This window comes from Rhizobium sp. CB2179, from assembly GCF_057653455.1.
In genome coordinates, this window is the sequence record NZ_JBYGKR010000004.1 from 153571 (window position 1) to 165575 (window position 12005).

General features: G+C 61.3%; 10 protein-coding genes and 1 pseudogene. 7 read left to right on the plus strand and 4 right to left on the minus strand.

What is annotated here, in order from left to right; translation table 11 throughout:
* Positions 1–8 precede the first annotated feature (8 nt).
* Positions 9–914: a dihydrodipicolinate synthase family protein gene (locus AC244Q_RS32385; RefSeq protein WP_128407267.1), complete on the minus strand. Its 906-nt coding sequence runs from the start codon at positions 912–914 to the stop codon at positions 9–11.
* 327 nt (positions 915–1241) lie between these two features.
* On the opposite strand from AC244Q_RS32385, the gene AC244Q_RS32390 reads away from it, so the two are divergent.
* From AC244Q_RS32390 to AC244Q_RS32420, 7 genes are all read left to right on the plus strand, one after another.
* The gene (locus AC244Q_RS32390) at positions 1242–2876 is read left to right on the plus strand and encodes an ABC transporter substrate-binding protein (protein WP_128407266.1); all 1635 of its coding nucleotides are present in this window, start codon (positions 1242–1244) and stop codon (positions 2874–2876) included.
* A gap of 130 nt (positions 2877–3006) precedes the next feature.
* Positions 3007–3963, plus strand: coding sequence for an ABC transporter permease (locus AC244Q_RS32395; protein ID WP_012760163.1), 957 nt, complete (start codon positions 3007–3009; stop codon positions 3961–3963).
* Between the two features lie 2 nt (positions 3964–3965).
* Entirely contained in the window at positions 3966–4922 is a 957-nt protein-coding gene (locus AC244Q_RS32400; RefSeq protein WP_012760162.1) for an ABC transporter permease, read from the plus strand.
* Entirely contained in the window at positions 4919–5926 is a 1008-nt protein-coding gene (locus tag AC244Q_RS32405) for an ABC transporter ATP-binding protein (RefSeq protein WP_017997106.1), read from the plus strand. Before AC244Q_RS32400 ends, AC244Q_RS32405 begins: the two co-directional genes overlap by 4 nt.
* Positions 5926–6918, plus strand: a complete 993-nt coding sequence (locus AC244Q_RS32410) for an ABC transporter ATP-binding protein (protein ID WP_026157687.1) — start codon at positions 5926–5928, stop codon at positions 6916–6918. Before AC244Q_RS32405 ends, AC244Q_RS32410 begins: the two co-directional genes overlap by 1 nt.
* The gene (locus AC244Q_RS32415) at positions 6915–7979 is read left to right on the plus strand and encodes a four-carbon acid sugar kinase family protein (RefSeq protein WP_017997108.1); all 1065 of its coding nucleotides are present in this window, start codon (positions 6915–6917) and stop codon (positions 7977–7979) included. The genes AC244Q_RS32410 and AC244Q_RS32415 overlap by 4 nt, the downstream gene beginning before the upstream one ends.
* Before the next feature lie 24 nt (positions 7980–8003).
* Positions 8004–8768, plus strand: a complete 765-nt coding sequence (locus AC244Q_RS32420; protein ID WP_017997109.1) for a FadR/GntR family transcriptional regulator — start codon at positions 8004–8006, stop codon at positions 8766–8768.
* A gap of 117 nt (positions 8769–8885) precedes the next feature.
* On the opposite strand, the pseudogene AC244Q_RS32425 reads toward AC244Q_RS32420, so the two are convergent.
* From AC244Q_RS32425 to AC244Q_RS32435, 3 genes and pseudogenes are all read right to left on the minus strand, one after another.
* A pseudogene (locus tag AC244Q_RS32425) lies at positions 8886–9650 on the minus strand (protein-L-isoaspartate(D-aspartate) O-methyltransferase); the annotation flags it as partial.
* Positions 9651–9805: 155 nt separating this feature from the next.
* Positions 9806–10810, minus strand: coding sequence for a sugar-binding transcriptional regulator (locus AC244Q_RS32430; protein WP_012760157.1), 1005 nt, complete (start codon positions 10808–10810; stop codon positions 9806–9808).
* An 89-nt stretch (positions 10811–10899) separates the two neighbouring features.
* Positions 10900–11934, minus strand: a complete 1035-nt coding sequence (locus AC244Q_RS32435; protein ID WP_017997111.1) for a sn-glycerol-3-phosphate import ATP-binding protein UgpC — start codon at positions 11932–11934, stop codon at positions 10900–10902.
* Positions 11935–12005 lie beyond the last annotated feature (71 nt).

Here is a 12005-nt window from a genome sequence, read left to right on the forward strand (position 1 = left end):
GGATCTCCTCAAGGCAGCTTGGCGTAGCTTTCGGCGAGTGCGGCATAGTCGGCATCGCCGAGCGGCATCAACGGCGCGCGCGTACGCTTCCAGGCGGGATTGCCGGTCTTCAGCCCAACCATCGCCTTGATGGTCGGGATCTGGACGTAGGAATTGGAAAGCGTTCGATAGGCGTTGATGCGGGCCTGCGCCGCCTCGACATCGGCGGCGCGCGCCTCGTCATGGACATGCTCGTAGACGGTGCGGAGCGAATTCGCCACGAGATTGGAGGTGGCGGTGATGCAGCCGGCGCCGCCGGCCTTCAGCAGCGGCAACAACAGCGGATCGGCGCCTGCGAGCACTGAGAAGCCGGGATAGGCGGCGATGATCGCCTGCATGTTGTTGAAATCTCCCGCAGATTCCTTGATGCCGACGACCGTCTCTGGGAAGGCCGCAATCAACCGCCCGATCAGCGGAATGGATAGCGGAACGCCTGAGACCTGTGGAATATGATAGAGGATGACCTGCAGGCGGGTGTCGGCGACCTTTTCCAGCACCTGCGAATAGGCGGCGAAGAGACCATCGTCGGAGACGCCCTTGTAGTAGAAGGGTGGCAGCATCACCACCTTGGTGACGCCAAGCGACAGCGCGTGCCGGGTCAATTCCACAGTCTCGGGAATGGCGACGACGCCAGTGCCCGGCAAAAGCCTGTCGGCGGGAATGCCGGCCTTCAGTGCTGCTTCCAGAATGGCACGGCGCTCGGCTCCGGAGAAGGAATTGGCCTCGCCCGTCGTACCGAGCAGCGCCACGCCATGGCACCCCTCGGTCAGCAGCTGCCGGCAATGGTCGGTGAAAAGGGCGAAATCCGGCCTGTTGTCCGCCGTCAGCGGCGTTGCGGAGGCGCTGAAAACGCCGGTAATCCTGTGCTGGCTCATTTCCGCCCTCCTCGGCGCGTCCTGTCTTGCCGATCCGTGTTCGAACCGGGGGCTGCGCGTTCCAATTGTCATCCGTCTGTCGCGATGGAGTGCAAAGAACTTTTATATTGCCGCGCTTTTGTCAAGAAGACAAAATGCCGTGAAGCCGCCGCGAAAAGTTATCTATCTGTTATAACTCATATATTTTCAGGAGAAAATTTTGTTCGGATTGAAATCGCGATTTTTTGTTGACATATTTACAATAACGAGAGAACGATACGGAACGGATTGTGCTGCGCCTGGCAGGTGCAGGGAGAGCGCTGCCGAATTCACTCTGGGAGGAATGCCATGTCTGATCAATCGGATAAAACCAAAATATCACGTCGTAACGCGCTGAAGCTCGGCCTTGCAGCCGGTGTCGGCCTCACCGTATTCGGGATGAATGCCCGCATCGTTATGGCCGATGAAGGCCAGGTCCTGAAGGTCGCAAATCCGGCCTTCGACCAGGACTGGTCGCCGCTGCGCGGCGGCGGCAGGACGTTCCGCTGGAATTCGATCTGGTGGGCATCGCCGATGTATTTCGACAGCGAAGGCAATATCAAGCCCTACGTCTTCACCAGCTGGGAATCGGCCGACAACACAGTCTGGACCTTCAAGCTCGACCCGAAGGCCGTCTTTTCCGACGGCAGCAAGATCACCTCAGCGGATGTCAAGGGATCGTGGGAAGTCTCCTCGATGCCCAACACCAAGAACCAGCGCGCCGACCAGGTGCTGAGCAGGGTCAAGGGTTACGCCGAAATCGCCGCCGGCTCCGGCAACGAACTGACTGGTGTCGCGACACCCGACGATGGGACGGTCGTGGTGACGCTTGGTGCCGCAGACCCGATCTTCTTCATGCGCCTGGCAAACCACATCGCGCCGATCACCAAGGCATCGCAGTCGCGCGGCAGCGACGGCGAGGAGATCATCGATTGGTATAAGCCCGATAGCAAGCCGGTCTTCTCCGGTCCGTTCAAGCTGACGAGCATCGACATCGACGCCGGCAAACTCTCTTTCGAGCCGAATGAGAACTTCTTCGGACCGAAGCCGAAGCTTGCCCGTATTGATATCACCTCGATCGAGGATAATGTCACGGCAACGTCGCTGATCAAATCGGGCGAGTTCAACGCCCATACCGAACTTGTCACCTCGACCATCATCCAGGATCTTGGTCCGGAATTCTCGGCCGGCCCGCTGATCCCGACCAGCCAGCATTTCTGGTTCAACATCTCCCGCGCGCCGATGGACGATCCGAAGGTCCGCCAGGCGCTGATCATGGCCGTCGATCGCGACGGCCTGTTCAAGGCGTCCTATCCCGACGGCCCGCACAAGAAAGCCGACCAGATCCTCAACTCGGTTCCGGGTGCGGAGAATTCCGGTTTCGAGCCTTATCCCTATGATCCGGCTGCTGCCAAGAAGCTGCTTGCGGAATCGACCTACGGCGGTCCGGAGCGCCTGCCGAAGATCCTGTTCGTCGGCATTTCGGCGCCGGCCATTCAGGCCGCCGCCCAGTTCATCGCCGAGCAGTGGCGTCAGAATCTCGGCATCACAGCCGTCGACATGAAGCCGCAGCAGGATTCCTATGCGGGTCCGGATCAGAATTCGGTCCAGATCTTCCGCGACGACGTCGGCACCCGCGTTCCCGATGCCGTCTCCTATCTGGCGGGCTGCATCGCCTCGACCTCGTCGAATGCGCAGAACAAGCTCGGTGGATACAAGAACGACAAGGTCGACAGTGCCCTTGCCGAGGCCACGACCAAGGCTGCGGACGATCCGAAGCGCATCGCTCTCGCCCAGGAAGCCCAGAAGGCGTTCCGCGAGGATTGGGCCTTCATTCCATGGTATTCTCAGGCGATGTCGCGCTGGGCTACCAAAGAGGTCAAGGGCCTGGAAAAGAACCTTGACTGGCAGGTCGTCGAACCCTGGAACATTTCCATCGGTTGATCCGGCGGAAACCGTTCCAATCGGCAATAACCCGCGCGAAGGCCGCAAGGCCTTCGCGCACGTATCAAAAAGAAGAGATGCGATCGCAGCCAAAAGCGGGAACGCGTCGAACAACAGGTGGGAGGTGGCCTTGCTGCGCTACGTGCTAACCCGATTTGCCATCTGGATTCCGTCCGTTCTGGTGGTGATGCTGGCGGTCTACGCGCTGGCCTTCTATGGTGCAGGCGATCCGATCAAGCTGATCTTCCTGCGCGCGCCAGGCGACGTCGCCTATAATCCGCAGCGCATCGAAGCCATTCGCGAAAGTGCCGGTCTCAACAAACCCTTCATCGTCCAGTTCGGCCTTTACATCTGGAACCTGCTGCACGGCCAGTTCGGCAATTCGTTGACCTCGGGCCGCTCCGTCTGGGCAATGGTCTCGGCCGCAGCCCCCGTCTCCTTCCAGCTTGCGATCTGTTCCATCATCCTGACCGCCGTCGTCGCGATCCCGCTCGGCATGATCGCTGCGCTCAACCAGAATTCGCGCATCGACTATGCCATTCTGGGCTCCGCACTCTTCCTCTGGGCGATCCCGGCCTATGTCGCCGGTCCGATGCTGATGGTCGGCCTCATCGTGCTGCTGCCGGGTGCAAGCGTGCCCTATGGCTGGGGCGGCATCTTCGATGTCCGTATCCTGCTGCCGTTGCTCGTCCTTTCCTTCCAGCCGATCGCGCTGATCGTGAGGCAGACGCGTGCCGCCGTCATCGAGGTACTGTCGGAGGATTTCGTCCGCACCGCCCGCGCCAAGGGCGTGCCCGAGATCATCGTGGCATTGCGCCATATCCTGCGGCCGGTGCTGACGCCCGTCGTCACGCAGCTCGGCCTGATCATGATCACCATCGTCAACGGCGCGATCTTCGTCGAACTCGTCTTCGGCCTGCCGGGCCTCGGCCGGTTGACTGTGCAAGCGCTGATCAATTCCGATTATCCGGTCATTCTGGCGATCACGCTGATCGGCTCATTCCTGGTGATGGTCTCGAACCTCCTGGTGGATGTGCTCTATCCGCTGCTCGACCCGCGCGCCAATGATTCAAGAAGGAGCCGCTGACCATGTCCGCCATCCCTCTTTCCACCACCGAAACCGTCGAAGAGCCGGTCAGCCTGTGGCGCGATGCCTGGTATCGGCTGAAGCGCAACAGGCTCGCCATCTTCGGCCTCGTCATCGTCCTGATCCTCGGCTTCACGGCGATCTTCGGCCCCTACCTCACGCCTTATGATTATTTGAGCCAGGACCTCAACGCCCGCAACGTCCTGCCGTCGATGAGCCACCTCTTCGGAACCGACGATCTCGGCCGCGACGTCTTCAGCCGCGTGGTCTTCGGCACACGCACCGCCTTCCTCGTCGCCATCATCGTCACCGTCTTCGCGGTGCTGATTGGCCTCGTGCTCGGGGCCGTCGCTGGTTTCTTCGGCAATCCATTCGATCGCGCCATCATGTGGCTGACCGACGTGACGATGTCGGTTCCCAACCTGCTGCTCGTCGTCGTCATCAACGCCTCGCTGAAATCGCCGATCAGCAAATGGATGGAGGCGCGTTATCTCGCGACCCTCAATCCCTTCTACCGCGAAACCATGTGGGTGGATTTCATTCTCGTCTTCGGCTCGATGGCGCTGATCTCCTGGCCGCCTTACGCCCGTCTCGTGCGCGCCCAGGTACTGTCGATCCGCAGCCGGCCCTATATCACCGCGGCCCAGGCGCTCGGCCTGTCGAACTGGATCATCATCAAGCGTTATGTCATTCCGAATGCGCTCGGCCCCCTGATCGTCTCGGTCAGCGCCGGCCTCGGCACGGCGATGGTGCTGGAAAGCGCCTTCAGCTTCCTCGGCGTCGGGGTCAATCCGCCAACGCCGAGCTGGGGCAACATGATCTCGGACGGCCTGCGCGTCTGGCAGCATTATCCCCACCTTCTCGCCGCTCCGGCGGCCGTGCTCGGCCTTGCCTCGGTTGCCTTCAGCTTCCTTGGCGACGGACTCAACGACGCGCTCAATCCGCGGGGCAGCAAATGATGGATACGAAAAGCACCGACCGCCTGCTCGATGTCAGGGGCCTCACCGTCGAGATCGACGGCCGCAACGGCCCGGCCGTGGTCGTCGATGGCATCGATCTCCATGTCAACAAGGGCGAGACCCTTGGCGTCGTCGGCGAATCCGGCTGCGGCAAGAGCCTGACCATGCTGAGCCTGATGCGGCTGCTGCCGAACAAGATCAAGGTCACCAAGGGATCGGCGACATTCGACGGCCGCGACCTGCAGACGATGTCGAATCGCGAGCTGCGCAAGGTGCGCGGCGGCGATATCGGCTTCGTCTTTCAGGATCCGATGACTTCGCTCAATCCGGTGATGCGCGTCGGCGACCAGATCTGTGAGCCGCTGGTCTACCATCGCGGAATGAAAAAGGCGGCGGCCCGCGCCCGCGCTGTCGAACTTCTGCGGCTTGTCGGCATCCCCGGCCCGGAAGAGCGCCTGCAGGCCTATCCGCACGAGCTCTCCGGCGGCATGCGCCAGCGCGTGATGATCGCGATCGGTCTTGCCTGCAATCCGAAGCTTTTGATTGCCGATGAGCCGACGACGGCGCTCGACGTCACCATCCAGGCTCAGATCGTCGATCTGGTGAAGGATCTCAGAGCCAAGCTCGGCATGTCGGTCGTCTGGATCACCCATGATCTGGCGCTGATCGCCGGCCTGGTCGATCGCGTCGCCGTGCTCTATGCCGGCACGGTGGTCGAGGATGCGCCGGTCGACGAGCTCTATGCCCGCCCGAGCCATCCCTATACGCGCGGCCTGCTGTCTTCTATCCCGAAGCTTTCGGACCCGCCGGCAAGCCGGCTGAGCTCGATCGGCGGCACGCCGCCGGAGCCTGGCCGCCGGCCGAAGGGTTGCCCATTTGCGCCGCGCTGCCCGCTTGCCGAAGCCATATGCCACGAGAAGGTGCCGCAGCTCGAACCGTTGAGCGGCAGCGCCAATCACCGCGCCGCCTGTTTCGTCGTCCAGAGAATGCAGGAGGCCGCGTGATGGGCGCTCAACCGCTGCTCAAGATCGAAAACCTGGTCAAGCATTTCCACGTCAAGCTCGGCGCCTTCGGCGAACGCTCGGCAACCGTCTATGCCCTCGACAATGTCAATCTCGACATCATGGAAGGCGAGACGCTGAGCCTGGTCGGCGAATCCGGCTGCGGCAAGTCGACGACCGGTTTCACCATCCTCAACCTCTACAAGGCGACCAGCGGCAAGGTCGTCTACAAGGGCCAGGATCTCGCGACGCTCGACGAGAAGCAGATGCGGCCGTTTCGCCGCGACCTGCAGATCGTCTTCCAGGATCCCTATTCGACACTCAATCCGCGCATGACGGTGGGCGAGGCGATCGGCGAGCCGATCCTCTTCCACAAGCTCTGCACCAAGGCCGAGCTGAAGGACAGGGTGACGACACTGCTCACCGATGTCGGCCTGCCGACGCGGTTTGCCCAGCGCTACCCGCACGAGCTTTCCGGCGGTCAGCGCCAGCGCGTCGTCATTGCCCGCGCGCTCGCCTGCCAGCCGAAATTCATCGTCTGCGACGAGGCGATTTCGGCGCTCGACGTGTCGATCCAGGCGCAAATCATCAACCTGCTGCTCGATCTGCAGGAAAAATACGGGCTGACCTATCTCTTCATCGCCCATGATCTCGCGGTCGTGCGCCATATCAGCACCCGTGTCGGCGTCATGTATCTCGGGCGGCTGGCCGAACTTGCCAGCCGCGAGGAACTGTTCGACAATCCGCTGCATCCCTATACCAGAGCGCTGCTGTCGGCCGTTCCGGAGACCGATCCGGAGCATGAGCGCACGCGCCAGCGCCAGATCCTGCAGGGTGATGTGCCGAGCCCGCTGAACCCGCCGACCGGCTGCCGTTTCCACACGCGCTGCCCGATCGCCATGGATGTCTGCAGCAAGGTCATCCCCGCGTGGCAGGAAGCAAAACCCGGCCATCTCGTCGCCTGTCACGCCGTCAACACCGGACAGACCGCATGACGCTGAAGGCCGTCATCATTGCCGATGACCTGACCGGCGCGCTCGATACAGGCACGCCCTTCGTCGAAGCCGGCCTTTCGATTTCGGTCGCCGTTGATGTCGAGGCCGCAGAGGATGCCATCGCCACTGGCTGTGACGTGGTCGTTATCAACACGGCCTCGCGCGCGCTCGGCGAGCGCGAAGCTGCCGAAAGGGTGCGCTTCGCGACCGAGGCACTTCGTGGCGTGAAGCCCGCAGTCGTGATGAAGAAGATCGACTCCCGTCTGAAGGGCAATGTCGCGGCGGAGAGCCTGGCGCTGGCAGATGCGCTCGGCCTGGAGACTATCCTCGTGGCGCCCGCTATTCCCGATCAGGAGCGCGTGACCTACAGAGGCTGTGTTGTCGGCCGCGGCGTCGACAAGCCGCTCCCGATCGCCGATCTGTTCGAGAGCCGCGCAGGCAGCGTCACCGTTGCCGATGCGGAGAATGACAGTGATCTCGACCAGATCGTGGTTGATCAGGACTGGCGGCTGGCACTTGCGGTCGGCGCACGGGGTCTGGGTGCTGCTCTTGCCCGCCAGCTCGGCGAAACGGGGCGGCAGCCGGTGCCGGAATTTGCAGCGACCCGACGCACCCTTTTCGCTTTTGGCTCGCGCGATCCGATTACCGCTACCCAGATGGACCGGCTCGAAGCCTCGGGTGTCCTGCGCATGGTGGTAGACGCGCCGATGGGGCAGGTCGAAGTCGGGGAGGGCATGGCGCTGCCGGCGCTGCTGCGCTGCACCGGCGATATGACAGCCGATGCAGCAGAGGTCGCCCGCTGTTTTGCTGCAGGCGTTAGATCGGTCATCGACGATACCAGGCCTGACATGCTGATGGTCGGCGGCGGCGATACGGCGCTTGCCGTTTTCCAGGCGCTTGGGGTCAGAGTGCTGGCGCCGCAGGGCGAAATCGAAGCCGGTGTGCCGTGGTTCGATGTCACGGCAGCCGACGGGCGGCATTTTCGGTGCGCCGTGAAGTCGGGGGGCTTCGGCAAGCCCGATAGTTTGATAAGACTGGTCCTTTGGAATCGGGCGGCATAGTAAGATACCGTCGGGGAGAATGACGTGGCTGAAGTGAATGGCGAATCTTTGAACGCGGAAGCCGGCCCGCCGGGCAAGCCCGAACGCGGCAAGGGCGTCAAGCTGGTCGATCGCGTCTTCGACCAGTTGCTCGAGCGTATCCGCGGCGGAAACTATCCGCCCGATTCACGCCTTCCCGGCGAGCATGAGCTTGCCTCGATGCTGGGTGTGTCGCGGCCGATCGTCCGCGATGCGCTGGCGCGCCTGCGCGATCAAGGCATGGTCTATGCCCGGCAGGGCGCCGGCACCTTCGTCAGCGCGCATGGATCGCCGACGACGCAGCTTGCCTATTCGCCGGTCAAGACCATCGCTGACATTCAGCGCTGCTACGAATTCCGACTGACGATTGAGCCGGCGGCCGCCTATTTCGCCGCCAAACGCCGCAATGAGCAGGCCATCCAGAAGATCGCCAGCGCGCTTGCGGATCTGCGTGAGGCGACCAGCCACCAACTTCATCGCACCGACGCCGATTTCCTCTTCCACCGCGCGGTGACGGAGGCTGCCAACAATCATTATTACACGGCCTCGATCGATGCGCTGAAGGCTCATATCGCCGTCGGCATGCATCTCCACGGCCTCTCTTTGCTCGGCCCTCGCCAAGGGTTGGAACAGGTCTATGAAGAGCATAACGCCATCTACAAGGCGATCGCCGATGGCCGGCCTGACGATGCACAAAGACTGATGAAGGCGCATCTCGAAGGCTCTCGGGACCGTCTGTTCGAGGGCAGGGTGCTCGATCTATCCTTCTGACGGGCATTCCCAAGCGGTGATCAACTCAAAAATGGTAGAGAGCTCATACTCTTAACTCGCGATGTCTCCTTCGTCGTCGATTGTCAGCCGGATTTCTGCTGCTTGATGATGCTGATGCGGCAGCGCGGGCAATTTGTCTATCTTTCCCATGCCCCCTCCCTGTGCGTCTTGCGGAGAGCTTGGCTCGGAGGCAACCGTTCCCGGCAACGAGGGGGCCGTTGCCGTGTACATCGGATGGGTAGCAGTCCAGGCGTCTTGGCCGATCAAGGGAACGAAGCGCACCCCGCCGAGATCTTCTTCCTCGAATGCGGTGGCGCCGGTGCGCGTGAGCCGTTTCAGGCGCTGCCCTTCACCGCGGCCGACCGGAATGATCAGCCGCCCTCCAAGCCCCAGCTGTTCTTTCAAGGCGGTTGGCACCTCGGGTGCGCCCGCGGAAACGATAATGGCATCGAACGGAGCGGCTTTCGCCCAGCCCTTGCTGCCATCGCCGACGCGAACGTCGATGTTGCGGTATCCCAGTTTCTCGAACCGTTCCTTAGCCTCAAGCGCCAGCTTTTCATGGCGCTCGATAGAATAGACATACCTTGCTATCCGGCTGATGAGGGCGGAAGCATAGCCAGAGCCCGTTCCGACCTCGAGCACTTTGTCACCGGCATTCAGATTGGCCTTTTCGAGCATCAGAGCCACGATGAATGGCTGCGAAATCGTCTGGCCCTCGCCGATCGACAGCGGCGCATCCTCATAGGCGAATTCCTCGGAGCCTGGAGGAACGAATTTTTCGCGCGCCACCATGCGCATCGCCCCGATGACGTTTTGATCGCGAATGCCACGACACGTCACGTGGTGCTCCACCATGCGATCTCGAATGCGCGTCATATCCATGGATCAGCTCCACTGCCGCCGATTGCCTCTGGGGGCAATTTCTGGGCGGTGCAGAATGTAAAACAGATGGGCGACCGGAGAGTTCCTGAGATGCGCAGGCGCACGTGGATGTATCCGGAGGAGCTCGCAGCCGGGATCGGCCGTCGATGCGCGGTCTATGACCCGCCGCGCGTCCTCAACTCGGTAGCAACGAGTTGCGCCTGCAGTGCGGTCGCTTCGTCGCAAATCAGCACGTTTCCAAGGCCGGACAACAAAACCGCGGCAATTGCGTGAACCTTGTTCAAGCCGCCCGATGCGAAGACGACATTGGGAATGGCTCGTAACACCTCAAATTCCGGAGCAATCGCGCACCTGTTGATCGGATGCTCGATCGGGCGCCCGGTCTTATCGACAAACTGGCCAAGCACGTCACCACAGGCGCCGGCTGCGACAAGCTCTTCTATGTTGATGTTGCTCGGCAGGCCGTAGCGCATCAGCAGTGAGCGTTCGGTCATGTCGCCGATGCTGAGCACGATGACGTCATTGGCCTCGATCTGCCGGAAGGCCGCTTCAAAGACGTCTTGTCTGACGATCGCTTCGCGCGACTCGGGGCTGCCGGCGTAAATGGGCGCGGCAAGATAGGAACATTCGGCATTGAGCTGGCGGGCAAGGTCGCTTGCGATATCAAACGTGTTGATTTCGATGCCATGCGTCAGTCCGCCCATGACAGAGTTGACACAGATTTCGGGTCGCCGCTGTGAAGGCATATGACGCACCATTTCGCGCAGAGTGGCTCCCCATCCGACGCCGATACCGCGAATGTTGCCGCCGTTCAGCAACTGAACGAGATAATCGGCTGCCGCTTGACCGAGCAGGACGGGGATGAGGTCCTCATCCTCTGGAGTCGGTACGATGATAGCCCTGGTGAGCGAGAATTCCGCCGCCAACTGCTGTTCCAGAGCCACACAGGATGTCAGCCGCGAATTGAGCGTGATCGTGACCAATCCTGATCGGCGCGCTTCTGCGATGATCTTGTTGACGCGAAGCCTGTTGGTTGAAAGTGCTTCGGCAATTTCACCTTGCGTGCGCCCCTCCATGTAATAGAGCCAAACCACGCGCACCTGCATTTGCTCATCTGGGAGCGCAACGGGGGCGAATGGAGAATTTCTATTCTGCGTCATGCAATATCTGCGCCTCCGCTTTGACGGCTATGGATCGCGAATTCCTGCCGTTGTCAATTGTGACGGTTGGATGCCGTTTGCTTCCCCTGTCAATCGGTTCGACGCCCGGTCGCCCGGTTGAAGGGATGCAGGCCATCCATTCCCACATGACACGAAATCCGATCACCTTCCTGCAGACGCTGATTGGTGGAAACACTGGCCACGACGCGCTTGTCCGCGCCATCGATGCGCAAATGGACGTTATTCTCATCGCCGACGGTCTCGATCAATTCAACGAAAGCGTCGAACCGGAGATCATGCGCTGAACTCCCACCGAGATTGATTGCACTCGGCCGGATGCCGATGACATCGGTATCCCTGGGAAGCGCGAGTTGGCAGGGGCCAAGCTGATCGAGATCGATCAGGTTCATCGGCGGTGAGCCAATGAACCCTGCCACGAACACCGTTTCAGGCCGGCGGAACACCTCGATTGGTGTCCCGATCTGCTCGATCCGGCCACCGTTCATGACCACCAGCCGGTCGGCAAGCGTCATGGCCTCGAGCTGGTCGTGCGTCACATAAAGGCTTGTCGTTTTAAGCTGCCGCTGCAGTCTTCGGATTTCGACGCGCATTTGCACACGCAGCTTCGCATCCAGGTTGGACAGCGGTTCATCGAAGAGAAAGGCGGCGGGATCGCGGACGATGGCGCGGCCCATGGCAACCCGTTGCCGCTGTCCGCCGGACAGCTGGCGGGGGCGCCGCTCGAGGAATTCGCCAATCTCCAGAATGCTGGCGGCATTGGCGATTCGCCGATCAATCTCGCCGCGAGCGACACGGCGATTTTTGAGGCCGTATTCGAGATTCTGCCGAACGGTCATGTGAGGATAGAGCGCATAGTTTTGGAACACCATGGCGATGTTGCGGTCGGCCGGATCGACATGGCTAACGTCGCTGCCAGCGATCCTGAGGTGCCCGGAGCTTATGGCTTCTAGGCCGGCGATCATACGAAGCAAAGTCGACTTTCCGCATCCCGACGGTCCGACCAGCACGATCATTTCACCATCTGCGACGGTGAGATTGATCCCCTTCACCGCGGAGACGGGGCCGTAATTTTTCTTCAGGTCAATCAGTTCGATCGCTGCCAAAGTATCCTCCCTTCGATATCGTCATACATTTGTAACACGCTATTGACATTTGTAACAAGTGGCCCCACCCT

What these genes read in the sequence shown, in the direction of transcription:
- AC244Q_RS32385 (WP_128407267.1), bottom strand. Translation starts at nt 914, where the DNA reads ATGAGCCAGCACAGGATTACCGGCGTTTTCAGCGCCTCCGCAACGCCG.
- AC244Q_RS32390 (WP_128407266.1), top strand. Translation starts at nt 1,242, where the DNA reads ATGTCTGATCAATCGGATAAAACCAAAATATCACGTCGTAACGCGCTG.
- AC244Q_RS32400 (WP_012760162.1), top strand. Translation starts at nt 3,966, where the DNA reads ATGTCCGCCATCCCTCTTTCCACCACCGAAACCGTCGAAGAGCCGGTC.
- AC244Q_RS32405 (WP_017997106.1), top strand. Translation starts at nt 4,919, where the DNA reads ATGATGGATACGAAAAGCACCGACCGCCTGCTCGATGTCAGGGGCCTC.
- AC244Q_RS32410 (WP_026157687.1), top strand. Translation starts at nt 5,926, where the DNA reads ATGGGCGCTCAACCGCTGCTCAAGATCGAAAACCTGGTCAAGCATTTC.
- AC244Q_RS32415 (WP_017997108.1), top strand. Translation starts at nt 6,915, where the DNA reads ATGACGCTGAAGGCCGTCATCATTGCCGATGACCTGACCGGCGCGCTC.
- AC244Q_RS32430 (WP_012760157.1), bottom strand. Translation starts at nt 10,810, where the DNA reads ATGACGCAGAATAGAAATTCTCCATTCGCCCCCGTTGCGCTCCCAGAT.